The following is a 24079-nucleotide window of genomic DNA, read 5'->3' as shown; positions in this document are numbered from 1 at the left end:
ATATCACAAGAGGGCTGGGCGCATCCTCTTGCGAACCCATGACTTGCCCGCTAGCGCTTCGGCCCGGTTTCCGCGTCCTCGTCGGGCCTCTCCGGCCCTGTCGGGCCCCGTCTCGCCTCCCGGTTCGCTTTCCTTTGCGCGGGGCTCGCCGCTTTCCGCTGTACGGGGGTCGCCACTCCCTGACCTCGATACGCGCGCGCAGGACGAGTGGCCTACGATCAGAGCGCGATGCTGAAACTTCTGCGCCCCGTCGTCACCCGAATCTTGACCCCCCTGGGCAGGGCACTGGCCCGCAGGGGGATCAGCCCCAACGTGGTCACCACGGTCGGCACGGTCGGCACGGTCGCCTCTGCGCTGTTCTTCTACCCCCGCGGCCAGCTGTTCCTCGGCACGGTGGTGATCACGTTCTTCGTGCTGGCGGATCTCCTCGACGGGGTCATGGCCAGGATGACCGGCTCCGGAAGCCTCTGGGGGGCCTTCCTCGACTCCACCCTTGACCGGGTGGGCGACGCCGGGATCTTCGCGGGACTGGTGTTCTGGTTCATCGTGAGCGATCAGCGGGTGCTGGCGGGAGTCGCGCTGTTCTGCCTCGCCGCAGGGGCGCTGGTGTCCTACATCAAGGCCAGGGCCGAGGGGCTGGGCATGACGTGCGACGTCGGCATCGCCGAACGGCCCGAGCGCCTGGTCGTGGGATTGGTCTCCGCCGGCCTCAGCGGCCTTGGCCTGCCGTACATCCTGGCTGTGGGACTCTGGCTGCTCGCGGCCGCCAGCGCGATCACGGTCGGCCAGCGCCTTCTCCGTGTCTACCGGCAGGCCGTCTCCGCCTCACCCCCCACCCTCCGCTGATCGGGAGAGCGATGACCGACAAGCCGTCCCCGCAGGATCGTCTCGTCGCGGCCGGGTTCGGTGCGGGCTGGGCCGTCGTGCCCCGCCTCCCCGAACGTCTCACGGGCTGGGCCTTCCGCGTGGCCGCCGACCGGCTGTGGAAGCGCCGTGGCAAGTCGGTGCTCCGGCTGGAGTCCAACCTCGCCAGGGTCAAGGGCGCATCGCCTGACGATCCGGCGATCCGAATGCTCAGCCGAGATGGCATGCGCTCCTATTTCCGCTACTTCCACGAGGTGTTCCGGCTCCCCTCGATGTCCACCGACGAGATCGTCTCCCGCATGCACGTCATCGGCGACGCGCAGATCTACGACAACCTGGACAAGGGCCGCGGCGTGGTCCTCGCCTTGCCGCACATGGGCAACTGGGATCAGGCGGGCGCCTGGTTCGCCGGGACGGGCCACTCGTTCACCACCGTCGCCGAGCGCCTCAAACCCGAGTCGCTGTTTCACCGCTACACCGCCTTCCGCGAAGGGCTGGGCATGGAGGTGCTGCCCCTCACCGGCGGTGACGGCCATGTCTTCGCCACCCTGGCCTCGCGTCTGCGTGCCGGTCGCACGGTCGCCCTGCCCGCCGAGCGGGATCTGACCGCCAACGGGGTCGAGGTCCAATTCTTCGGCTCGCCCACGCGCATGCCCGCCGGCCCCGGCCTGCTCGCCGTGCACACCGGGGCCGCCCTGATCCCGGCGATCCTCTATTTCGAGGGCAGGGACTGGGGACTCCAGTTCCACGAGGAGATCGCGGTTCCCGAGGAGGGCACGAGAAAGGAGAAGGTGGCCGTCGTCATGCAGAGTCTGGCCACCGTCTTCGAGAAGGGCATCACCGAGCACCCCGAGGACTGGCACATGCTCCAGCGGCTCTGGCTGGAAGATCTGGATCCGGGAGCGGTGGGGGAGTAGTGAGAATCGGCATTGTCTGCCCGTACACATGGGATGTGCCGGGCGGCGTTCAGGCGCATATCCGCGACCTTGCCGAGGCGCTCATAGAGGACGGTCACCACGTCTCGGTGATCTCCCCGGCCGCGGAGAACGCGTCGCTGCCTCCCTACGTGACCTCGGCGGGCCGGGCGGTCCCCGTGCCCTTCAACGGATCGGTGGCCAGGCTGTCGTTCGGATTCCTGTCGGCCAACCGGGTGCGCCGCTGGGTGCGCGAGGGCGGGTTCGACGTGCTTCACGTGCACGAGCCCGCCATTCCCTCACTGGGCCTGCTCGCCTGCTGGGTGGCGAGGGGGCCGATCGTGGCCACCTTCCACGCCTCCTACGAGAACTCCCGCTCGCTCTCGGTCACGGCCTCGGTCCTCATGAGCGCCCTGGAGAAGATCACGGGCCGGATCGCCGTGTCCGACGCGGCCAGGAAGACGCTGGTCGAGTTCATGGGCGGCGACGCCGTGCTCATTCCCAACGGGGTGACGGTCAGCCGCTACACCGAGGGCGAGCCCCTGCCCGGCTGGGACGGGGGCGAGGTGATCGGTTTCCTCGGCCGGATGGACGAGCCGCGTAAGGGCCTGCCCGTGCTGCTGGAGGCGTTCACCCTGCTGGCCGCCGAGAGGCCGGGGCTGCGCCTGCTCATCGCCGGACCCGGCGACGCCAAGGAGGTGCTGGAGAAGGTCCCGGCCGCCTTCCACGACAGGGTCGGCCTGCTCGGCATGGTCAGCGAGGAGGACAAGGTGCGCGCCTACCACACGGTGGACGTCTTCTGCGCTCCCAACCTGGGAGGAGAGAGTTTCGGCATCGTGCTCACCGAGGCGATGTCGGCCGGCGCCGCGATCCTGGCCAGTGACATCCCGGCCTTCCGCAAGGTGCTCGGCGAGGGTCAGGCGGGAGCGTTGTTCACGACCGGCGACGCCTCCTCACTCGCTCGCGAGGCCGCCGCGTTGCTCGACGACCCCGTGCGCCGGGCCAAACTGTCGGACGAGGCACGCCAGGCGGTCTGGAAATACGACTGGTCCACGGTCGCGCGCGATGTCCTCCGCGTCTACGAGACGGTGGCGGCGAGCACGGCCGGCGTCGAGGAGGACGACACCCCGTGACGACCACGTTGATCCTGGTGGTGGGCGTGATCGTGGTGCTCACGGCCGTCTACATCTCCTGGCGGGCGGGCCGGCTGGACCGGCTGCACATCCGGTTGGAGCTGGCCCGCGAGTCCCTGGACGCCGCCCTGGTACGGCGGACCGCCGTCTGCCTGGAGCTGGCCGGCTCCCGGCTCCTGGATCCGGCGACGAGCCTGGTGCTGGCCGCGGCGGCGCACGAGGCCCGCACCGCGGGGCCGGAGGAGCGCGAGCACGCGGAGAGCGACCTGTCGCGCACGCTGCGGGCCGTGGTCGACCAGGAGCGCTTCCACGATCGGCTGGCCGACACTCGCACGGGTCCCGACCTGCTGGAGGAGCTCGGTGCCGCGGTGGCGAAGGTGCTCTACTCGCGCCGTTTCTACAACAACGCGGTGGGTGTGACTCGCACCGCTCAGCGCCGCTGGCTGGCCCGCACGCTGCGACTGGCCGGTCACACCGAGTATCCGGATTTTTTTGAAATCGACGACGCGCCCCCGCAGGCTTTGGCTGCGGAGTAATGCCTTTATAAAGCACGGCACCTGACAAGTCGGACACGGGTAGGCTCTTGGCATTTCGTGACCGACTTGAGGAGATGTAGTCGTGCGGGTGCCCCGGATGATCGCCATCACGCTGGCGGGAGTGACGGTTCTGGCGCCGGCCGCTGCCTGCTCTTCCGCCGATTCGCCCGCCGCGGGTCAGGCCGCGCAGGCGGCCACGGCTCCCCCCGCGACTCCCACCCCCGAGCCGACCCACCCGTTCACCGGGCTCCCGGGTGCGGCCCGCAAGCCCGTGCTGGTGGCGAAGATCGAGAACACCTCGTCGGGCAAGCCGCAGCTCGGCCTCAAGAAAGCCGACATCGTCTACATCGAGCAGGTCGAGGCGGGCCTGACCCGGCTGATGGCGGTCTTCTCCTCGAACCCCCCGGCCAAGATCGGCCCGGTCCGCAGCGCCCGGATCTCCGACCTGCACCTCATGCCGCAGTTCGGAAAGCCCGCATTCGCCTACTCGGGCGCGCAGACCAAGATGCTGCCCTTCATCGCGAAGGCGTCGCTGTTCGACGTCTCCGACAGCCGGGTGCCGGGCGCCTACTTCCGCCAGCCGGGGCGTTACGCGCCCTACAACCTGTTCGCCAACACCAAGCAACTGCTGGCGGCGGCGCCCAAGGCGACCAAGGAGAAGGACATCGGCTTCACCTTCGGAGACGCCCCCGAGGGCGGTGTGCCCAAGAAGACGTTCAGCGTGAAGTATCCCGGCGCCCGCTTCACCTTCGGCTGGTCGGAGACCGCGGGCAAGTGGCTGATCTGGCAGGACGGGCAGAAGGACATGGCGGCCGAGGGCGGCCAGCTCGGCGCGCCCACGATCGTCGTGCAGTACGTCAAGACCGAGCGCTCGGAGTTCCACGACCTGAACGACAGCTACACGCCCCTGATGCACACCACCGGCAAGGGCAAGGCGGTCGTGCTCCGCGACGGCCAGGCGTTCAAGGCCGAGTGGTCGCGTGACTCGGAGAAGGACGGCACCGTCTTCACCACCGCGGCGGGGGAGCCGATGAACTTCGCTCCCGGCCAGGTCTGGGTGGTCCTGGCCGCGCCCAAGCCGGTCATTCCCTGACGGCGCGAGCCGTACAACTTGTCCAAGAAGATCGTTCAAGCGGGACAAGACGGTGTAGGGGGGCGAGCTGATCAGCGCCTACCATGGAGAGGTGGTGGCCGTCCCCCACGGGCGGCCCGTGATCCGCAACCAGCCGTCGTGAGGTAAAGACCGTGTCCAGCAGCACGCCCGAAGTCACCGAGACCACCGTCACCGGCACCGCCCGGGTCAAGCGCGGCATGGCAGAGATGCTCAAGGGCGGCGTCATCATGGACGTCGTCAACGCCGAGCAGGCCAAGATCGCCGAGGACGCCGGTGCCGTCGCGGTCATGGCCCTCGAGCGCGTTCCCGCCGATATTCGCGCCCAGGGCGGCGTCTCCCGGATGAGCGACCCCGACATGATCGACGGCATCATCGCCGCCGTCTCGATCCCCGTCATGGCCAAGGCCCGCATCGGCCACTTCGTCGAGGCGCAGGTGCTCCAGTCGCTCGGTGTCGACTACGTCGACGAGTCCGAGGTGCTGACTCCGGCCGACTTCGCCAACCACATCGACAAGTGGCAGTTCACGGTGCCCTTCGTCTGCGGCGCGACCAGCCTGGGCGAGGCGCTGCGCCGCATCACCGAGGGCGCGGCGATGATCCGCTCCAAGGGCGAGGCCGGCACCGGTGACGTCTCCAACGCCACCACCCACATGCGCAAGATCAGGGGTGAGCTCAAGCGCCTCTCCTCGCTGCCCGAGGACGAGCTGTACGTCGCGGCCAAGGAGCTGCAGGCGCCGTACGAGCTGGTCGCCGAGGTGGCCAGGACCGGCAAGCTGCCCGTCGTGCTGTTCACCGCGGGCGGCATCGCCACCCCGGCCGACGCCGCGATGATGATGCAGCTCGGCGCCGAGGGCGTGTTCGTCGGCTCGGGCATCTTCAAGGCCGGCAACCCGGCCCAGCGTGCCGCCGCGATCGTCAAGGCCACCACGTTCCACGACGACCCCGACGTCATCGCCAAGGTCTCCCGCGGCCTCGGCGAGGCCATGGTCGGCATCAACGTCAGCGACATTCCGGTTCCGCACCGGCTGGCCGAGCGCGGCTGGTAGGGAGTTTCGGGGAAGGCGACATCCATGGAGGATGTCGCCTTTTTCATGACCGGAGAAGTTCACTCTCCCGTCATGATGCTCAGCAAGGCTGACGGGCATTCGTGCCTGATCACTCTGGGAGGCCCCCCATGTCCCGGCTCACCCGACGGTCCTTTCTTGTCACCGGCATCGCGGCGGGCGCGGTGGCCGGTGTTCCCGCCATCGCGAACGCCGATCCCGGCCCCGCCGCTTCGGAGAGCGCCGCCTCCCTGGCCTCCCGTGGCCTGAGCGCCAACCCCTTCACGCTCGGCGTCGCCTCCGGCGATCCCGACGCGGGCGGCTTTGTCATCTGGACCCGCCTGGCACCCCAGCCTCTCGCCGAGGACGGCCTGGGCGGGATGCCCAGCAGGCGCTTCTCGGTTGACTGGCAGGTTTACAGCGACGAGGCAGGCCGCCGCGTCGTGCGGCGGGGCGTGGCCGCGGCGACCCCGGAGTGGGGTCACAGCGTCCACGTCGAGCTGGACGGGCTCTCCTCGGACCGGGACTACTGGTACCGCTTCAAGGTCGGCCACTACGTCTCGCCGATGGGCCGCGCCAGGACCGCCCCGCACGCGTCCTCCTACGGTTCGGGCCTGGCGATGGCCTTCGTCTCCTGCGCCCAGTACGAACACGGCTACTTCACCGCCTACGGGCGCCTGGCCGAGGAGCAGCCCGATCTGATCCTGCACCTGGGCGACTACCAGTACGAGTACCGGCGCGACACCTACACCATCCCCGGCGGCAACATCCGCCACCACGAGGGCCCCGAGACCGAGAGCCTGGCGAACTACCGTCAGCGGCACGCCCAGTACAAGACCGACCCCGACCTGCAGGCCGCGCACGCCGCCGCGCCCTGGCTGGTCGTCTGGGACGACCACGAGCTGGACAACAACTGGGCCGACGAGGTGCCGGAGAAGCCGGAGGTCCCCCAGCCGGACTTCCTCACCCGGCGCGAGGCGGCCTTCCGCGCGTACTACGAGAACATGCCGCTGCGGCGCGGATCCATCCCGCGGGGCATCGACATGCAGCTCTACCGGCGGATCCAGTGGGGACAGCTGGCCAACTTCCACATGCTCGACACCCGGCAGTACCGCAGCGACCAGGGCTGCGGCGACGGCTACGACGACTGCCCGGAGGCGGTCGACCCCGCCCGTTCGATCACCGGTGCGGCGCAGGAGCGCTGGCTGCTGGACGGTTTCCGCCGCTCGCGGGCGCGGTGGGACATCCTCGGCCAGCAGGTCTTCTTCGCCCAGCGCGACAACAACGCCGGACCGGCCAAGATCACCAGCCAGGACGCCTGGGACGGTTACGTCGCCTCCAGGCAGCGGATCACCCAGGGCTGGGTCGACGCCAAGGTGCGCAACCCCGTCGTGCTCACCGGCGACGTGCACGCCCACTGGGCGAGTGACCTCAAACTCGACTACGACGACCCCACCACGCGCACGGTCGGCTCGGAGCTGGTCGCCTCCTCCATCACCACCGGTGGCGACGGCGCCGACTCCGACCCGAAGACCCAGCCGTTCCTGACCATCAACCCGCACCTGAAGTTCTACAACAACCAGCGCGGCTACGTGATCACCCGGGTCGGGCGCGATCAGCTCACCGCGGACTTCAAGGTGCTGCCGCGGGTCACGCAGGCGGGCGCGGAGGCGTACACCAAGGCGACCTTCGTGATCGAGGACCGGGTCCCGGGCGTCCAGCAGACCTATCTGCGCCCGCTCGACCCGTCGGCCGCCAGGACCCCCGGGGTCGACCGGATCCAGGAGGTCGTGGACCTGGAGACCAAGCGTCCCTGATCGTCGCCGGTCGCGGGCGGCGTCCCTCCGGGGGCGCCGCCCCTTTCGCGTCCAGGAGGCTTCTCCCGTCGCGGTCCTGTCCTGCTGGCAATGATCGGGTTTGGGGCGATCCACGGAGTGGTCATACGCTAGGAGGGCATTCCAGGCTCGTTGAAAGGACCATAGGTGACCATCGCCCCGACGATCGGCGTGTTCGCTCTGCAGGGAGACGTGCGCGAGCACGTGCGCGCGCTGGAGGCGGTGGGCGCGAAGGCGGTGGCCGTACGGCGTCCCGCCGAGCTTGAGGCGGTCGACGGGCTGATCATCCCCGGCGGGGAGTCCACCACGATGTGGAAGCTCGCCGAGACGTTCGAGCTGCTCGAACCGCTCCGGATGCGGATCAAGAGCGGTATGCCCGCCTACGGTTCCTGCGCCGGCATGATCATGCTGGCCGATCGGATCGAGGGCGGGATCGAGGGGCAGCAGACGATCGGCGGCATCGACATGGTGGTCCGCCGCAACGCCTTCGGACGTCAGGTCGACTCCTTCGAGGCCGACATCGACTTCGCCGGGCGCGGCGAGATGCGCGCGATCTTCATTCGCGCTCCATGGGTGGAATCCATGGGTTCCGATGTCGAAGTGCTGGCACGGGCCGAACCTGGGGATAGGATCGTCGCGGTCCGCCAAGGACCGCTGCTCGCCACGTCCTTCCACCCGGAACTTACCGGGGATGTCGGTGTGCATTCATATTTTGCTGAGATGGTGAGGGAGTTCTAGGCGATGTCCGGCCACTCCAAATGGGCGACGACGAAGCACAAGAAAGCCGCGCTTGACTCCAAGCGGGGCAAGCTGTTCGCCAAGCTCATCAAGAACATCGAAGTCGCGGCCCGGACCGGCGGCCCCGATGTGGACGGTAATCCGACGCTTTTCGACGCCATCACCAAGGCGCGCAAGAGCTCGGTCCCGATCGACAACATCGAGCGTGCCCGCAAGCGCGGCGGCGGCCTGGAGGCCGGCGGCGCCGACTGGCAGACCATCATGTACGAGGGCTACGCCCCCGGCGGTGTCGCGGTGCTGATCGAGTGCCTCACCGACAACCGCAACCGGGCGGCCACCGGGGTTCGCGTCGCCCTGAGCCGCAACGGCGGCTCGCTGGCCGACCCCGGCTCGGTCTCCTACATGTTCAACCGTAAGGGCGTTGTGCTCGTCCCCAGGGGGGGTCTGTCCGAGGACGACGTGCTGACCGCGGTCCTCGACGCGGGAGCCGAGGAGGTCAACGATCTGGGTGACCAGTTCGAGGTCGTCTCCGAGGCCACCGACCTGGTCCCGGTCCGCAAGGCCCTGCAGGACGCCGGGATCGACTACGACTCGGCCGAGTCGAGCTTCATGCCGACGATGAGCGTCCCGCTCGACGAGGACGGCGCGCGCAAGGTCTTCAGGCTGATCGACGCGCTGGAGGACGACGACGACGTCCAGAACGTCTGGGCGAACTTCGACGTCTCCGACGAGATCCTGGAGAAGCTCGACGCGTAACCGTCCGGAGTGCCCGCCTCTCCGCAGGGAAGGCGGGCATTTCGCGGTTCCTGGGTAGCCTCGGGCTCTCTGTGAGGTTTGTCCTTTAGGTCAAGGGCATATCAGGCGGACCATGGGGAACCCTGACCTGATCTTTACGTTGGCGGGCATCGCCGCCCTGCTCGCGGCCGTGCTGCCCCGGCTGCTCAACCGGCTGCCCTTCTCACTGCCGCTGGCCTGCCTCATCGGCGGGTTCCTGCTCTACCTCCTACCCCTCGATCTGCCCGGGCCCGATCCGGTGGCTCACCGGGCACTGGTCGAGCACGCCACCGAGATCTGCGTGCTCATCTCGCTGATGGGCGCCGGACTGGCGATCAACCGCCCCTTCGGGCGGCGAAACTGGTCCTCTACCTGGCGTCTCCTGGGATGGACGCTCCCGCTGACCGTGGCCGGGGTGACCGCGGCCGCCTACGGCCTGCTGGGATGGCCCCTGGCCGCGGCACTGCTCCTGGGCGCGGTGCTCGCCCCGACCGACCCGGTGCTCGCCTCCGACGTGCAGGTGGGCGAGCCCGTCGACTCGGAGAAGGCCGACGACGAGGTCCGGTTCACCCTCACCTCCGAGGCCGGCCTGAACGACGGCCTGGCCTTTCCCCTGGTGTACGCCGCGATCGCCCTGGCCGCCGCCGGGGGCGCCGGGTGGGTCGGTGAGTGGGCGCTGGTGGACCTGCTCTACCGGTGCGGGGCGGGCGTGGTGTGCGGTCTGCTGATCGGAAAGCTGCTTGGCCGGCTGTTCTTCCGCGCCCAGGTGTCCGATCTGCGGCTGGCCGAGCACCGCGACGGCTTCGTGGCACTGGGCGCGACGTTCCTGGCGTACGGCCTGACCGAGCTGGCGCACGGATACGGCTTCATCGCGGTGTTCGTGACCGCGTGCACCATCAGGGCCGCCGAGCGCACCCATGGATACAACGGGGTTCTCCACGGTTTCATCGAGCAGGTCGAACGGCTGTTCACCGCCTGGCTGATCGTGCTGCTCGGCGGGTTCGTGGCGGTCGGAGGCCTGGCCTCGCTCACCTGGGAGGGCGCGGCGGTCGCCCTCCTGCTCCTGCTGGTGATCCGGCCGCTGACCGGATGGCTCGCGGGGCTGGGCGGCCCGGCGGGGCCGAGGGAACGCGGGGTGACGGCCTTCTTCGGCATCCGGGGCATCGGCTCGCTGTTCTACCTCGCCTACGCTCTCGGCCAGGCCGACTTCGGCGTGCCCGCCGACGAGCTCTGGGCCGTGGTCGCCTTCACCGTGCTGGCATCCCTGGTCGTGCACGGCGTCACGGCGACGCCGATCATGGCGCGGCTGGACAGCCTGCGCGACAGGGCGGGAAAGGCAGGGGACGAGGAGAGCGCCGAGCCCGCGGCTCGGCATCTTTGACCCGGATTCACCTTCTCCACCCGGTCCCCTATCTTTGGTGACCGTGGAGCTACGTGATCTGACCGTCGACGACTTCGACGCGGTCCTGGACAATCGCAAACGCGCCTTCGGGCCGGTCTCCGACGGCGAGGTGGACGCCTGGCGCAGGCATGTCATCCCGGTGCTCGCCGGCGGGAGGTATCTCGGCGTCGTCGACGGCTCCCGGCTCGTCGCGATGAGCAAGATCAACGATCTCACCCAGTGGTGGCACGGCAGGCCGATCTCCATGGCCGGCATCGGTTCGGTGACGGTCGCGCCCGAGGACCGCGGACGTGGCGTCGGCCGGACGCTGATGCGGGCCACCATCGACCGCTGCGCGGACCTCGGTCACCCCATCTCGGCGCTCTACCCGGCCACCACCCGGATCTACCGGTCACTCGGCTGGGAGCACGCGGGCGCCATGCACCGGGCCACCCTGCCAACCGAGGCCCTGCGTACGATCAGGCCCACCGAGCAGGTCAAGGTCCGCCGGATGGGTCCCGACGACGCTCCCGAGGTGATCGCGGTCCTCAACCGCGTCCACGCCGCCACCCGCGCCTCCGGTCCCATCTGCTGGGACGAGCGGATCTGGCGCCTGTGGCTGGAGAGGAAGGACGACTTCCTCTACCTGGCCGACGACGGCTTCCTCATCTATCGCTGGGACGGCGGCGACATCGAGGTCGGCAACCTCGTCGCGGGCTCGGAGGCCACCGCCCGCGCCCTGTGGTCGCTGGTCGGCTCGTCATCCTCCGTCGCCGCATCGGTCCACGCGGTCGTCGCCCCCGACGACCCGGTGTTCTGGCTGATCGGCGACCGCCCCAGGGACGAGGTCGGGCAGACCCGCTGGATGTTCCGCGTCATCGACCTCGCCGCGGCCGTCGGCCGGCGTGGCTTCCCCGCGGGCGTCACCCTCGACGCCGTGATCCAGGTCGACGACCCCCAGCGTCCCGCCAACTCCGGCCCCTGGCGCCTGTCCGTCGCGGACGGATCCGGTACGGTCGAGCCCGCGGGGTCCCAACCGGGGGCCGTCCCCGTCTTCACCGCCGGCGCCTTCTCCGCCCTGTTCGCCGGGGTCCCGACCGCCACCCTCCGCCGCTCGGGAACGCTCACCGGCCCGACGGACGCCGACGAGGTCCTCGACGCCGCCTTCCACGCCAGGCCGCATATGCTTGACCACTTCTGACCGCCGGTGGCGAACCGCGCGCGACGTGTCCGCACAGCCGTGCGTGGCGTGCCCTCACGCGGTAGAGTCGGGCACCGAACAGGTGTTCGGCGAGCGGAGGCGTGTCAGTGCGGTTGCCCGAGCTGCGGGTGATGGGGATCGATCCCGGGCTGACCCGGTGCGGGCTCGGTGCCGTCGAGGGGCGGCCCGGGGCGCCGTTGAGCCTGATCAAGGTCGGAGTCGTCAGAACGCCGGCCGATGACGACCTCGGAGCCCGGCTGGTGGCGATCGAGGCGGGCATCGAGCAGTGGCTCGACGAGGTCAAGCCCGACGCGGTGGCCGTGGAGCGGGTTTTCGCCCAGCACAACCTCAGGACCGTGATGGGCACCGCGCAGGCGTCCGCCGTGGCGATCCTGTGCGCCTCCCGCAGGGGGCTGCCGGTCGCGTTGCACACCCCTTCCGAGGTCAAGGCCGCGATCACCGGCAGCGGCACGGCCGACAAACAGCAGGTGGGAACCATGGTGACCCGGCTGCTGCGGCTGGACGCCATGCCCAAGCCCGCCGACGCCGCCGACGCGCTCGCGCTCGCGATCTGCCACGTGTGGCGGGGCGGGGCCCAGAGCAGGCTGGCCGAGGCGGTGGCCAAGGCCAAGACCGGGCCGGGAACGACCCCCGCGGCCTACTTCCGGGGGCAGGGCAGGGCCGGATATTCGAGAGGAACCACCAAGTGATCGCCTCGGTTCGGGGACAGGTGACCGCCATCGCACCGGAAGGGGCGGTGGTCGAGGTCGGCGGGGTGGGCATGTTCGTGCACTGCACGCCGGGCACGCTGGCAACGCTCAGGATGGGTGAGGAGACCAGGCTGGCCACCTCGCTCGTGGTCCGTGAGGAGTCGCTGACACTGTTCGGCTTCGGGAGCGACGACGAGCGCGGGATCTTCGAGATGCTGCAGACGGCCAACGGGGTCGGTCCCAAGGTCGCCCTGGCGATGCTGGCCGTATACACGCCCAACGCGCTCCGGGTGGCCGTGGCGAGCGCGGACGTGAAGGCGCTGACCAGGGTTCCGGGGGTGGGGCCCAAGGGGGCACAGCGGATCATCGTCGACCTCAAGGGCAAGCTCGGCACGCCGGAGGAGACCGTCAACGCCGCGCTCAACGGCCATGTGACCGTGCCCGTCTGGCGGGATCAGGTGCACTCGGGTCTGGTCGGTCTCGGCTACTCGGCCAAGGACGCGGACGAGGCGGTCGCCGCCGTCACGCCCCAGGCCGACGCCGAGGTGCTGGAGGGCCGGACCCCGCAGGTGGCCGCGCTGCTCAAGGCCGCGCTCCGCGCGCTGAGTGTCCGATGAGGGGCTCCCGCGGGCGGACGCCCGATGATCGCCGAGGGCTCGCCCCTGGTGATCGCCGGAGGCCCGTGCCTGAAAGCCGGAGGCCCGTGCCTGAAAATCGCCGGGGGCTCGCGCCTGATGGTCGGGGACTTGCGCTTGATGGTCGAGGGCTTGCGCCTGATGGTCGCCGGAGGCTCGCACCCGATGGTCGCCGGAGGCTCGTGTTCGATGGTCGCCGGGGGCTCGACGGAGCGGAGGGCGCCCGCATGAGTGTGACGGAAACCCGCGTGTGTGAAGGTGGATCGGCGTGAGTTCGGAGCGGGATCTGGTGTCGCCGGACGCCGAGGGCGACGAGCAGTTCATCGAGGCGGCGCTGCGGCCCAAGCGGCTGGAGGAGTTCATCGGCCAGGCGCGGGTGCGCGAGCAGTTGTCGCTGGTGCTGCAGAGCGCGCTGCGGCGTAACCGGCCGCCGGACCACGTACTGATGAGCGGAGGGCCAGGGCTCGGCAAGACGACCCTTTCCATGATCATCGCGACCGAGCTCTCCGTGCCGCTCCGGATCACCTCGGGTCCCGCGCTGGAGCGGGCGGGTGATCTCGCGGCGATCCTGTCGACGCTCTCGGAGGGCGAAGTCCTCTTCATCGACGAGATCCACCGGATGGCCAGGCCCGCCGAGGAGATGCTCTACCTCGCGATGGAGGACTTCCGCGTCGACATCGTGGTGGGCAAGGGGCCGGGGGCGACCGCGATCCCCCTGGAGATCGCGCCGTTCACCCTGGTGGGGGCCACCACCAGGGCCGGAATGCTGCCCGCGCCCCTGCGTGACCGTTTCGGTTTTGTCGCGCACATGGACTTCTACTCGGTCGCCGAGCTGGAACAGGTGCTGGACCGCTCCTCCCGGCTGCTCGCCGTCAGGCTTCCCGGCGACGCGGCGCACGAGATCGCCGGGCGATCGCGGGGCACGCCCCGTATCGCCAACCGGCTGCTGCGCCGGGTCCGCGACTTCGCCGAGGTGCGCGCGGACGGGGTGGTCACCAAGGACATCGCCTCCGCGGCACTGAACCTCTACGAGGTCGACGCCGAGGGGCTCGACCGGCTCGACAGGGCGGTCCTCGGAGCGCTGCTGCGCAAGTTCGGCGGCGGGCCGGTCGGGTTGTCCACGCTGGCGGTAGCGGTGGGGGAGGAGCCGGAGACGGTGGAGGTGGTCGCGGAGCCGTTCCTGGTGCGGCAGGGCCTGCTGGCCCGCACTCCACGGGGACGGGTGGCGACCGCGGCGGCCTGGGTGCACATGGGCCTGACACCGCCACCGGACGCGTTCGGAGCCTCGCTCCTTGTAGACCTTGGGGATGATCTGGGGCAGATCTGACGTTGGGTTTCGGTAGGGGAGTCGTACAGCGTTGATCACAAGTCGGTGACGACGGTATCGAAATGGGAACTTCCCTGCGCGCCGAATCGTGACTTCGTTGCCGCGCTTCTAACAGCTCGCCTAAACTCCGAGGCTTGGCTGGCTGTGTAGGCTGACGTGCTGAGCGGCGTGGCCGTATATGACGTCCGGCGCCCGGCCGGCCATTTTCAAGAGAAGGAGCGGCCCTGTGGGCAGCTATTCGAGCCTTATCATGATCGCTCTGATGGTCGTGGTGTTCTACTTCCTGCTCATCCGTCCGCAGCGTAAGCGGCAGCAAGAGCAGACTCAGATGCAGAACAGCCTCGCCACGGGCACCAAAGTCATGACCACGACCGGTCTGTTCGCGACCGTGGTGGCGATCGACGCCGACGACGTGATCCTGGAGATCGCACCCGGTGTCGAGACCCGCTGGGTCAAGGCGGCGATCGGCCGCGTCCTGACTCCGGTTGACGATGTGGAGGACGAAGGCGTCACCAACATCGACGACAATGTGACTGAGACCGTGGAACAGCACGGCGACAGCCAGGATTCGACGACCAAGAAGGCATGAGCAGGCTCACCACCAACCCCCTATAGCCGAAAGAACTGACGACCAGTGGCCCGACCGACCAGTGGCCAGAGCAGACCGGGGCGTATGCTCCTGGTGCTTCTGGCGATCATTCTCGCCATGGGCGGGGTTATGCTGCTGAACAAGGCATACGCCCCCCAATATGGCCTCGACCTCGCCGGCGGCACGACGGTGACGCTGCAGCCAATCACGCCGAACGGCAGCGCTCCCACAGACGAGAGCCTCGACCTGGCCGTGAACATCATCCGTGATCGGGTGAACGGCAGCGGCATCTCCGACGCCGAGGTCGTCAAATCCGGTGACAACATCGTCATCTCCGTCCCCGGAGTTGGCCAAGAGGAAGTCGTCAAACTGGTCGGCACCACCGCGGAGCTTCGATTCCGTCAGGTGATGGCGATCGCCCCCGGGGCGCCCCAACCTCCCGGTCAGTTGCCCACCCAGGCACCGACGCCCGCTCCTTCGGGCACCGGTAAGCAGGACTCCAAGACTCCCAAGCCCACGGGCTCCGAGGCTCCCAAGCCCACCGGATCCAAGGTCCCCGACTCCGCCACGACCGCCGCGCCGAACCCGAGTGGTTCGCCCGCAGGTCGTGCCCTGTCCTCGGCGCTCACCAACCCGAGCCCGGGCGCGACGCCCGCCGCCTCGGACAAGCCGGCCAAGGGCGCGACTCCGGCCAAGCCGAGCGGGAGCACCGCTCCGACCGCCCAGCCGGGCGACAGCGCCGCTCCCTCGGCGCCTCCCGTGAATCCCGATGACCCCATGGCGGGCGTGGACACCACCGGGATCGACCCGGCGGTGCTCAAGCAGTTCGAGGCGCTCGACTGCTCCAAGAACAAGGGCGAGGGCGCTCAGGACGCACCGGAGAAGCAGTACGTCGCCTGTAGCGACGACGGCAGCGCCAAGTACGTGCTCGACAAGGCGGCGGTGACCGGCACCGCGATCGACACCGCGTCCGCCGGCGTCGACCCGAGCACCGGCGAGTGGCTCGTCCAGCTCTCCTTCAAGGGCCAGGGACCCCAGCAGTGGTCGGCGGTCACCACCACCGCCTTCAACTCGCAGCCCCCGCGCAACCAGGTCGCCATGGTCCTGGACGGTGTGGTCATCTCCGCTCCGACCATCCAGGAGCCCATCACCGGCGGCCGGGCGCAGATCTCGGGCAGCTTCACCGACGCGACGGCCAACGACCTGGCCAACCAGCTCAAGTTCGGCGCGCTGCCGCTGAAGTTCGAGATCGGGTCCAACGAGGAGGTCTCCTCCACCCTGGGCGCCGACCAGCTCCGCGGCGGTCTGATCGCGGGTGCGATCGGTCTTCTCCTGGTGCTCATCTACTCGATGCTCTACTACCGGGGTCTGGGCATCGTCGCGGTGCTGAGCCTCGTGGTGGCGACGGTCCTGACCTACGAGACCGTGGTGCTGCTCGGGACGTTCGCGGGCTTCCGCCTGTCGCTCCCGCACATCATCGGTCTGATCGTCTCGATCGGTATCACGGCGGACTCGTTCATCGTCTACTTCGAACGCATCCGTGACGAGATGAAGGAAGGCCGCCGTTCGCTGCGCACGGCCGTCGAGGTCGCCTGGACCCGTGCCCGGCGGACGATCCTGATCGCGGACGCCGTCATGTTCATCGCCGCTCTCGTGCTGTTCTTCCTGGCGGTCGGCGGTGTGGCCGGATTCGCCTTCGCGATGGGTCTGACCACGCTCATCGACATCGTGGTGGTGTTCATGTTCACCAAGCCGTTTGTCGCACTGCTCGCCAAGCGGAAGTTCTTCGCCAGGGGCCACAAGCTCTCCGGCCTTGACGCCGAGCGCATGAGCGAGAGCGTCGTCAACCCCAAGACCGTTCCGCAGGAGGCCTGATGTCTGGCATCGCGCGCCGTCTGTACCGCGGCGAGGTCAATGTCGACTTCGTCGGGCGCAAGAGACTCTGGTACAGCCTCTCCGCACTCCTGCTGGTGATCTCCATCGCGGGTCTGATCTTCAACGGCCTGAACCTGGGCGTGGAGTTCAAGGGCGGGTCGGTGTTCTCCTTCAAGCCGGCCGCGACCGCCGACATCGAGCAGGTGCGCGGCACGTTCCTCGACGCCGGGGCGCACCAGGTCATCGTCCAGACGACGAACAACGGCTGGCGGGTCACCACCGAGAGCCTTCCGGCCGACACGGTGACCGCGGTCCAGAAGACGGTCGCCCAGAAGTACGGCCTGCCGCAGGACCAGGTCAACCTCCAGGTGATCGGCGCCTCGTGGGGTGGTCAGGTCGCGAACCAGGCCATCATCGGCCTGATCGTCTTCATGCTGGCGATCATCCTGTATCTGACACTCGCCTTCGAGTGGAAGATGGCGCTGGCCGCCGTCGTGGCGCTGCTGCACGACCTGGTGATCACCGCAGGCGTCTACGCGTGGTCCGGCTTCGAGGTCACTCCGGCGACCCTGCTGGGCTTCCTGACGATCCTCGGATACTCGCTGTACGACGCCGTCGTCGTGTTCGACATGATCAAGGAGGTCACCGCCAAGCTCGGCACGACCTCCAAGATGACCTACACCGAGGCCGCCAACAACGCACTGAACCACACGCTGATCCGGTCGCTGAACACCACCCTGGTGGCGATCCTGCCGGTCGCGGCGATCCTGTTCATCGGCACCACGCTGTTCGGCGCGGGCACGCTGAAGGACCTGTCGCTGGCGTTGTTCGTCGGCATGCTCGTCGGCACGTACTCCTCGCTGTGCGTCGCGACGCCGCTGCTGGTCACGTTGAAGGAGCGCGAACCGCGCTACCAGTCGATCGCCCGCAGGCTCGCCTCCCACGGCGGCGGTGCCGCGTCCGCGGCCAAGAAGGCCGTCCGCCAGCCGGTCGCGGCCGGAGCCTCCAATGGCACCGTCGCGGGCTCCAACGGCACGGCCGGAGCCGCAGGCGGCACCGTTGCCAGCGGGGAAAAGCGCAAGAAGAAGTAGTCCGGAGAGATCACGCCTCCGCTCCCTTTCAGGGGGCGGAGGCGTTTTCCATAGGTGAGCGACCATGAGTGATTCCATAAGGGGAGCGACCGTGAGTGACCTGAGCAGGCTGATCCTGGACCGGATCCGCGACGTGCCCGACTACCCCGCGCCGGGAGTGCTGTTCAAGGACATCACCCCGCTGCTCGCCGACCCCAAGGCGTTCGCCGCGGTGACCGACGAACTCGCCGGGCTGTACCAGGTGGACAAGATCGTCGGCATCGAGGCCAGAGGGTTCATCCTCGCCGCTCCCGCCGCCTACAAGGCCGGCGCGGGGTTCGTTCCGGTACGTAAGAAAGGCAAACTGCCCTCTGAGACGCTTGAGGCGTCCTACGATCTGGAGTACGGCTCCGCCACCATCGAGGTTCACCGGGACGCCTTCGTCCCCGGGGAGCGGGTTCTGATCGTCGATGACGTGCTCGCCACCGGAGGCACGGCGTGCGCGGCGGTGGAGCTGGTCCGCAGGGCGGGCGCCGACGTCGTCGCCATCGCCGTGCTCATGGAACTCGCCTTCCTCAAGGGCCGTGAGCGCCTGGACGATGTCACGCTGCACTCCCTCGTCATCGTCTGATCGACCCCGCGGACGGATGCACACAAGCCGGTCTGGATACACTGAGGGATCTGGACTCGAATGTTAAGGAGTCTGAGTGCCCCGTGATGTGGTCGTCCCCGACGTGACCGCTGACGGCGGCGGTCCTGAGACGGCCGTTCCGGCAGACGGTGCCGGTTCCGCCATGTCTGGAACCGCCGAGGAGAAGCCGGCGGTAAGACGTAGGCTCGCGCGTTTTGGGGGGCAATGGGGTGGCGCGATGAATCCGGTGCTGGAGCCGCTGTTCCGGACGGTCCGTGCGACCCATCCGAAGGCTGACCTGCGGCTGATCGAGCGCGCCTACGACGTGGCCGCCTACCATCATCGTGATCAGAAGCGTAAGAGCGGCGATCCCTACATCACCCACCCGCTGGCGGTGGCGACGATCCTCGCCGAGCTGGGCACCGACGACGAGACGCTGTGCGCCGCGCTGCTGCACGACACCGTCGAGGACACCGCCTACGGTCTGGACGAGCTGCGCTCGGACTTCGGGGACAACATCGCGCTGCTGGTCGATGGCGTCACCAAGCTCGACAAGGTCAAGTTCGGTGACGCGGCCGAGGCCGAGACCGTGCGCAAGATGGTCGTGGCCATGTCCCGCGACATCCGCGTGCTGGTGATCAAGCTCGCCGACCGGCTGCACAACATGCGGACGATGCGCTACCTGCCCGAGCACAAGCGGCACCAGAAGTCCCGCGAGACGCTGGAGATCTTCGCGCCGCTCGCCCACCGGCTGGGCATGAACACCATCAAGTGGGAGCTGGAGGACCTCGCGTTCGCCATGCTCTACCCCAAGCGCTACGACGAGATCGCCCGGATGGTGTCGGAGCGGGCCCCGCGCAGGGACCTGTTCCTGCAGGAGGTCATAGAGAACGTCTCCGGCGACCTGCGCGACGCCAAGATCCGCGCCTCGGTCAAGGGCCGGCCCAAGCACTACTACTCGGTCTACCAGAAGATGATCGCCAGGGACGTCGCCTTCGACGACATCTACGACCTGGTCGGCATCCGGGTGCTGGTCGACACGGTCCGCGACTGCTACGCCGCCCTCGGAACGATTCACGCGCGATGGAACCCGGTGCCCGGCCGGTTCAAGGACTACATCGCGATGCCCAAGTTCAACATGTACCAGTCGCTGCACACGACGGTCATCGGCCCCGAGGGCAAGCCGGTGGAGCTGCAGATCCGCACCCACGGCATGCACCACAGGGCCGAGTACGGCGTGGCGGCGCACTGGAAGTACAAGGAGGACATGACCACCTCCGGTCCTCCCGGGGCGAAGCTGAAGCCGGCCAGCGACATGGCCTGGCTCCGTCAGCTCCTGGACTGGCAGAAGGAGACCGCGGACCCGGGAGAGTTCCTGGAGTCGCTCAGGTTCGACCTGTCGGTCTCGGAGGTCTACGTCTTCACGCCGCGAGGCCAGGTCATCGCCCTGCCCGAGGGGGCGACGTCGGTCGACTTCGCCTACGCCGTGCACACCGAGGTCGGCCACCGCTGCATCGGAGCCCGGGTCAACGGCCGCCTGGTGCCGCTGGAGTCGCGGCTCAGCAACGGCGACACCGTGGAGATCTTCACCTCCAAGTCGCCGGACGCCGGACCGTCGCGCGACTGGCTCAAGTTCGTCAAGTCCGGCCGTGCCCGCAACAAGATCCGGCAGTGGTTCTCCAAGGAGCGCCGCGAGACCGCGATCGAGGCGGGCAAGGAGGCGATCGGCCGGGCCATGCGCAAGCAGGGCCTGCCGCTGCAGCGCCTGATGTCCGGAGAGTCCCTCCTGGCCCTCGCCAGGGACCTGCGCTACCCCGACGTCTCCGCGCTCTACGCGGCCGTCGGAGAGGGCCACATCGCGGCCCAGAACGTGGTGCAGAAGCTGGTGCACGCCCTCGGGGGAGTGGACGGCGCGGAGGAGGACATCGCCGAGGCCTCGGTGCCGACCAAACTGCGGGGCCGTCCCCGCGGCAGCGGCGGCGCGGGCGTGGTGGTGGCGGGCAGCTCCGACGTGTGGGTACGGCTCTCACGCTGCTGCACCCCCGTTCCCGGCGATGAGATCGTCGGGTTCGTCACCCGGGGGCACGGTGTGTCGGTGCACCGCACCAACTGTCCCAACATGGATCAGCTCAACTCCGAGCCGGATCGCCTGGTCGAGGTCGCCTGGTCGGCCGCGGACGACTCGGTGTTCCTGGTCGCCCTCCAGGTCGAGGCGCTCGACCGGCCCCGCCTGCTGTCGGACGTCACCAGGACCCTGTCGGACCAGCACGTCAACATCCTGTCGGCGTCGGTGACGACGTCCAGGGACCGCGTGGCGATCAGCAAGTTCACCTTCGAGATGGGCGATCCCAAGCACCTGGGCCACGTTCTGAAGGCCGTACGCAACATCCCGGGCGTATACGACGTCTATCGGGTCAGCGGCGCCGGCTCCTGATCGGCCGTCCCTGACGCATGGTGCCCGTCTCCTTCGGGGCGCCCGTCTCCGAGGCGGAGCCGGGCGGGGAGGCGTGGCACCGGCCGGTCGGCGATCCCGCGGCGCCGTACGTGACGCTCCGTGCGCGCGGCGCCCGTCCGGTGCTCTGGGTTGCGATGCCATGCGGGAGAAGGCCTCAGGGGCATACAGAGGCCCCCAGGACGTGCCCTCGTCGGGGCGCGGCCTGGGGGCCTTCCTCAGCGGCTCAGGAGAACTCGGCGAGTGTGCGCTCGGCCTCCTCCAGCCAGGAACGGCGGGCGGCCAGGGCCTCCTCGGCGTCCTTCACGTCCTTGTCCTTGCCCGCGGTCTGGGCCTTGACCAGGCGGGTCTCCAGCTGCGCGATCGTCTTGCGGAGCTGGTCGACCGTGTTCTGGGCGCGGGCGCGGGCCTCGGGGTTGGAGCGCTTCCACTCCGTCTCCTCGGCCTTGCGGATCGCTTCGTCGATCTTGCGTAGCCCGCCCTCAAGACGGTCACGCTGCTCCCGCGGAACCGAACCCGCGGCCTCCCAGCGTTCCAGGAGGTTGCGCAGGGTGGTCCGGGCGGAGCGGGCGTCGGAGACCGGGAGGATCTTCTCGGCCTCGGCCAGAAGCTGCTCCTTGATCTCGGCGTTGGCCGCGAGCGAGGCGTCGCGCTCGGCGAAGACCGTCGAGCGTGCCTGGAAGAACTGGTCCTGGGCGCCCTTGAAACGGCCCCAGAGCTCGTCCTCGACCTCGCGGGAGGCCCGGCCCGCCATCTTCCACTGCTGCATCAGCTCGCGGTAGGTGGAGGCGGTGGCGCCCCAGTCGGTGGAGGACGACAGCGCCTCGGCCTCGATGACGATGCGCTCCTTGGCGGAGCGCACGCTCTCTCGCTGCTCGTCCAGCCCCGCGAAGTAGGCCTTGCGCCGCTTGGCGAAGGCCGTGCGGGCGGCGGACAGGCGTTTCCAGAGCGCCGCCTCTGTCACCCGGTCGATGCGCTCGGCGGCCTTCCACTCCTCGATGAGCTGGCGCAGCCGCTCGCCGCCGGTCTTCCAATGAGTGGTGTCGTCGGCGATGCGCTCCGCCTCGGCGACGATCCGCTCCTTGATGTCCTTGGCCTCCGCGCGGGCCACGTCGCGTGCCGCCTTGACCTCCTCGCGGCGCTGGGCGACCAGCTCCGTGACGACGCCCAGCCGGCTCAGCAGTCCGTCGAGATCGCCGATCGCATGCGCGTCGGTGATCGCCTCACGGAGCTTGACGATGGTCGCCTCGGCCTGGGCGGGTGGCAGGTCGGTGCCGCGAACCCGCTGCTCCAGAAGGGTGACCTGCCCGGCCAATTCGTCGAACTTGCGATGGAAGTAGGCAAGCGCCTCTTCCGGTTCGCCGGCCTGCCAGGACCCGACGGCCCGTTCTCCCTCAGCCGTACGTACGTAGACGGTGCCGTCGTCGTCTACCCGGCCCCACGGGTCGGTGCTCACCGTGTCCTCCCGCACTTTCATCAGCCTTTCGGGACTAGCCGTCCCTTGCTTGTATTACGTCAGCTCTTGCCGGACATTGTCACGTCTTCGATTTGTACGGTTTCCTTCGGGGCTCCGGTGCCGTCAGGTCCCGGAGTAATAACGCCGGCCTTGTTCACCTTGTCGATGATCTCCAGTCCCTTGGTCACCGTACCGAACGGGGTGTAATTCGGGGGCAGTTGGGTGTCGCCGAACACGATGAAGAACTGACTGCCGTTGGTGTCGGCGCCGCTGTTCGCCATGGCCACGACGCCACGGGTGTACTTGGCGCCTTCGAGGTTCTCGTTCACGAAGCGGTAGCCGGGGCCACCCTGGCCGTCAGTCTGGCTCTTACCGTCGGCCTTGGCCAGTGGGTCGCCGCACTGCAGCATCGGGAACGCGGCGGAACCCAGGCGGTGACACTTGGAGCCGTCGAAGTACTTCTTCTTCGCCAGGAAGGCGAAGGAGTTGACCGTGCACGGGGTCTTCTCGGCGGACACCTGGATGACGATGTCACCGCGGTTCGTCTTGAGGGTCATCTTGTTGGGCGTGGTGTCCACCTTCGCCGGAGGCATGCCCACGTCCTTGGAGGGGCCGCCGGCGGTGTCCGCGACGTAGCCGCAGGTCCCGCTGGCCGGGTCGAAGGCCGTCGGCTGGGCTCCGGCGTCGGACGCGGCCGGGCTGGCGGCCGGGCTCGCGGCCGGGTCCGGGCTGGCCGTCGCCGTGGTGTCCGAGCTGCCGAGCAGGGTGGTCGCGGCGATCACGCCTCCCACGACCACCACTACGGCCACGCTGGTGCCGATGATCGCGTTGCGCTTGGTTTTGGTCTCGCGCTCGACGCGTCGTTGCATCTGCCGCTCGTAGTGCTCGCGCGCCAACTGCTTCTGGCGTTCCTTGCCGCTCACCGCTTCGCCCTCCCGAGTGCCGGAGTATTACTTATTGAGGTGGGCGAATCGTATCGGCCAGAGGGTAATGGTTCGCAGCCCGCCGACCCGCACCGGTACCCTTCGGTTACATTCCCATCCGCATTCTTGACGAGATCAGCTGAGGCAGATGCTCATCGCCGGCTTTCCAGCAGGGTCGTTCCAGACCAACTGCTACGTCGTCGCTCCCGCCGCGGGCGAGGAGTGCGTCATCGTCGATCCGGGCCAGAACGCCGTCGGCGACCTGGACGACGTGCTGCGCGAGCATCGGCTCAAGCCGGTCGCGGTGCTGGTCACCCACGGTCACATCGACCACATGTGGTCGGTCGCCCCGGTCTGCGGCGCGCGTGGCGTCCCGGCGTGGATCCACCCCGAGGACCGTGAGCTGCTCTCCGACCCGGGCAGGGGACTGTCGACGGCGACCAGGCAGCAGATGTTCGGCGGCCTGACCTTCACCGAGCCCGACGACGTGCGCGAACTCATCGACGGTGCGGTGTTGCGGCTGGCGGGTATGGAACTGACCGTCGACCACACTCCGGGCCATACCAGGGGGTCGGTGACGTTCAGGCTGCCCAGCACCGAGGAGATTCCGGACGTGATGTTCTCGGGCGACCTGCTGTTCGCCGGCTCCATCGGCCGCACGGATCTTCCGGGAGGCGACTACCCGACCATCCTGCGCAGCCTGGCGGCCAAGTGCCTGCCGCTGCCGGAGAGCACGGTGGTCCTGCCCGGCCACGGACCACAGACCACGATCGGCCACGAGCGTGCCACCAACCCGTATATGGCGGAAGCGGAAGCGGCGTCCAACGCCGGCTCCGAGAGCCTTCGGCACGGCCGTGGTCCCACCAGGGGACTTTAAG

The 24079-nt window shown here is 68.8% G+C and carries 22 protein-coding genes; 20 read left to right on the top strand and 2 right to left on the bottom strand.

Annotated features, from left to right (window positions below):
• The first annotated feature begins 228 nt into the window (after positions 1-228).
• From pgsA to CHC08_RS29820, 19 genes are all read left to right on the top strand, one after another.
• Positions 229-846, top strand: a complete 618-nt coding sequence (gene pgsA / locus CHC08_RS29915) for a phosphatidylinositol phosphate synthase (protein WP_089210746.1) — start codon at positions 229-231, stop codon at positions 844-846.
• An 11-nt stretch (positions 847-857) separates the two neighbouring features.
• Entirely contained in the window at positions 858-1781 is a 924-nt protein-coding gene (locus CHC08_RS29910; protein WP_089210717.1) for a phosphatidylinositol mannoside acyltransferase, read from the top strand.
• On the top strand, positions 1781-2911 hold the full coding sequence (locus tag CHC08_RS29905; RefSeq protein ID WP_089210716.1) for a glycosyltransferase family 4 protein: 1131 nt from the start codon (positions 1781-1783) through the stop codon (positions 2909-2911). Before CHC08_RS29910 ends, CHC08_RS29905 begins: the two co-directional genes overlap by 1 nt.
• The gene (locus CHC08_RS29900; protein WP_089210715.1) at positions 2908-3447 is read left to right on the top strand and encodes a hypothetical protein; all 540 of its coding nucleotides are present in this window, start codon (positions 2908-2910) and stop codon (positions 3445-3447) included. The genes CHC08_RS29905 and CHC08_RS29900 overlap by 4 nt, the downstream gene beginning before the upstream one ends.
• An 82-nt stretch (positions 3448-3529) precedes the next feature.
• A complete protein-coding gene (locus CHC08_RS29895) occupies positions 3530-4540 on the top strand; it encodes a DUF3048 domain-containing protein (RefSeq protein WP_089210714.1) in 1011 nt (336 codons plus the stop codon).
• Positions 4541-4692: 152 nt separating this feature from the next.
• The gene (gene pdxS / locus CHC08_RS29890) at positions 4693-5607 is read left to right on the top strand and encodes a pyridoxal 5'-phosphate synthase lyase subunit PdxS (RefSeq protein ID WP_089210713.1); all 915 of its coding nucleotides are present in this window, start codon (positions 4693-4695) and stop codon (positions 5605-5607) included.
• Positions 5608-5735: 128 nt separating this feature from the next.
• Positions 5736-7421 (top strand): alkaline phosphatase D family protein, encoded by a 1686-nt coding sequence (locus CHC08_RS29885; RefSeq protein WP_089210712.1) that lies wholly within the window; start codon positions 5736-5738, stop codon positions 7419-7421.
• Between the two features lie 165 nt (positions 7422-7586).
• Positions 7587-8177: a pyridoxal 5'-phosphate synthase glutaminase subunit PdxT gene (gene pdxT, locus CHC08_RS29880; RefSeq protein ID WP_089210711.1), complete on the top strand. Its 591-nt coding sequence runs from the start codon at positions 7587-7589 to the stop codon at positions 8175-8177.
• Between the two features lie 3 nt (positions 8178-8180).
• A complete protein-coding gene (locus CHC08_RS29875) occupies positions 8181-8933 on the top strand; it encodes a YebC/PmpR family DNA-binding transcriptional regulator (RefSeq protein WP_089210710.1) in 753 nt (250 codons plus the stop codon).
• Positions 8934-9045: 112 nt separating this feature from the next.
• A complete protein-coding gene (locus CHC08_RS29870; RefSeq protein ID WP_089210709.1) occupies positions 9046-10332 on the top strand; it encodes a cation:proton antiporter in 1287 nt (428 codons plus the stop codon).
• Between the two features lie 43 nt (positions 10333-10375).
• Positions 10376-11533, top strand: coding sequence for a GNAT family N-acetyltransferase (locus CHC08_RS29865; RefSeq protein WP_089210745.1), 1158 nt, complete (start codon positions 10376-10378; stop codon positions 11531-11533).
• 122 nt (positions 11534-11655) lie between these two features.
• Positions 11656-12243 carry a crossover junction endodeoxyribonuclease RuvC gene (ruvC, locus tag CHC08_RS29860; RefSeq protein ID WP_089210744.1) on the top strand — a complete coding sequence of 196 codons (588 nt, stop codon included), beginning with the start codon at positions 11656-11658 and terminating at the stop codon, positions 12241-12243.
• Entirely contained in the window at positions 12240-12860 is a 621-nt protein-coding gene (gene ruvA, locus CHC08_RS29855; RefSeq protein WP_089210708.1) for a Holliday junction branch migration protein RuvA, read from the top strand. Before ruvC ends, ruvA begins: the two co-directional genes overlap by 4 nt.
• A 286-nt stretch (positions 12861-13146) precedes the next feature.
• Positions 13147-14205, top strand: coding sequence for a Holliday junction branch migration DNA helicase RuvB (gene ruvB / locus CHC08_RS29845; protein ID WP_089210706.1), 1059 nt, complete (start codon positions 13147-13149; stop codon positions 14203-14205).
• A 226-nt stretch (positions 14206-14431) separates the two neighbouring features.
• Positions 14432-14794: a preprotein translocase subunit YajC gene (gene yajC / locus CHC08_RS29840; RefSeq protein WP_245878641.1), complete on the top strand. Its 363-nt coding sequence runs from the start codon at positions 14432-14434 to the stop codon at positions 14792-14794.
• A gap of 84 nt (positions 14795-14878) precedes the next feature.
• Positions 14879-16669: a protein translocase subunit SecD gene (gene secD, locus CHC08_RS29835; protein ID WP_089210704.1), complete on the top strand. Its 1791-nt coding sequence runs from the start codon at positions 14879-14881 to the stop codon at positions 16667-16669.
• A complete protein-coding gene (gene secF, locus CHC08_RS29830; RefSeq protein WP_089210703.1) occupies positions 16669-17760 on the top strand; it encodes a protein translocase subunit SecF in 1092 nt (363 codons plus the stop codon). The genes secD and secF overlap by 1 nt, the downstream gene beginning before the upstream one ends.
• Before the next feature lie 64 nt (positions 17761-17824).
• On the top strand, positions 17825-18370 hold the full coding sequence (locus CHC08_RS29825) for an adenine phosphoribosyltransferase (RefSeq protein ID WP_089210702.1): 546 nt from the start codon (positions 17825-17827) through the stop codon (positions 18368-18370).
• A 238-nt stretch (positions 18371-18608) separates the two neighbouring features.
• A complete protein-coding gene (locus CHC08_RS29820; RefSeq protein ID WP_089210701.1) occupies positions 18609-20804 on the top strand; it encodes a RelA/SpoT family protein in 2196 nt (731 codons plus the stop codon).
• 244 nt (positions 20805-21048) lie between these two features.
• On the opposite strand, the gene CHC08_RS29815 is transcribed toward CHC08_RS29820, so the two are convergent.
• Positions 21049-22278, bottom strand: a complete 1230-nt coding sequence (locus CHC08_RS29815; protein ID WP_089210743.1) for a DUF349 domain-containing protein — start codon at positions 22276-22278, stop codon at positions 21049-21051.
• 59 nt (positions 22279-22337) lie between these two features.
• The gene (locus tag CHC08_RS29810; RefSeq protein WP_089210700.1) at positions 22338-23201 is read right to left on the bottom strand and encodes a peptidylprolyl isomerase; all 864 of its coding nucleotides are present in this window, start codon (positions 23199-23201) and stop codon (positions 22338-22340) included.
• Positions 23202-23349: 148 nt separating this feature from the next.
• Between CHC08_RS29810 and CHC08_RS29805 the strand changes: the two genes are divergently transcribed.
• Positions 23350-24078, top strand: coding sequence for an MBL fold metallo-hydrolase (locus CHC08_RS29805; protein ID WP_089210699.1), 729 nt, complete (start codon positions 23350-23352; stop codon positions 24076-24078).
• Position 24079 lies beyond the last annotated feature (1 nt).

Origin of the sequence: Streptosporangium subroseum, from assembly GCF_900188345.1 — a bacterium.
In the GTDB taxonomy this organism is placed as follows: domain Bacteria; phylum Actinomycetota; class Actinomycetes; order Streptosporangiales; family Streptosporangiaceae; genus Streptosporangium; species Streptosporangium subroseum.
The sequence above is the reverse complement of the archived record's forward strand: the minus strand, read 5'-3'. Positions and strand labels throughout refer to the sequence as shown.

What these genes read in the sequence shown, in the direction of transcription:
- pgsA (WP_089210746.1), top strand. Translation starts at nt 229, where the DNA reads ATGCTGAAACTTCTGCGCCCCGTCGTCACCCGAATCTTGACCCCCCTG.
- CHC08_RS29870 (WP_089210709.1), top strand. Translation starts at nt 9,046, where the DNA reads ATGGGGAACCCTGACCTGATCTTTACGTTGGCGGGCATCGCCGCCCTG.
- CHC08_RS29820 (WP_089210701.1), top strand. Translation starts at nt 18,609, where the DNA reads ATGAATCCGGTGCTGGAGCCGCTGTTCCGGACGGTCCGTGCGACCCAT.
- secF (WP_089210703.1), top strand. Translation starts at nt 16,669, where the DNA reads ATGTCTGGCATCGCGCGCCGTCTGTACCGCGGCGAGGTCAATGTCGAC.
- secD (WP_089210704.1), top strand. Translation starts at nt 14,879, where the DNA reads ATGCTCCTGGTGCTTCTGGCGATCATTCTCGCCATGGGCGGGGTTATG.
- CHC08_RS29885 (WP_089210712.1), top strand. Translation starts at nt 5,736, where the DNA reads ATGTCCCGGCTCACCCGACGGTCCTTTCTTGTCACCGGCATCGCGGCG.
- CHC08_RS29910 (WP_089210717.1), top strand. Translation starts at nt 858, where the DNA reads ATGACCGACAAGCCGTCCCCGCAGGATCGTCTCGTCGCGGCCGGGTTC.
- CHC08_RS29825 (WP_089210702.1), top strand. Translation starts at nt 17,825, where the DNA reads ATGAGTGATTCCATAAGGGGAGCGACCGTGAGTGACCTGAGCAGGCTG.
- CHC08_RS29875 (WP_089210710.1), top strand. Translation starts at nt 8,181, where the DNA reads ATGTCCGGCCACTCCAAATGGGCGACGACGAAGCACAAGAAAGCCGCG.
- CHC08_RS29805 (WP_089210699.1), top strand. Translation starts at nt 23,350, where the DNA reads ATGCTCATCGCCGGCTTTCCAGCAGGGTCGTTCCAGACCAACTGCTAC.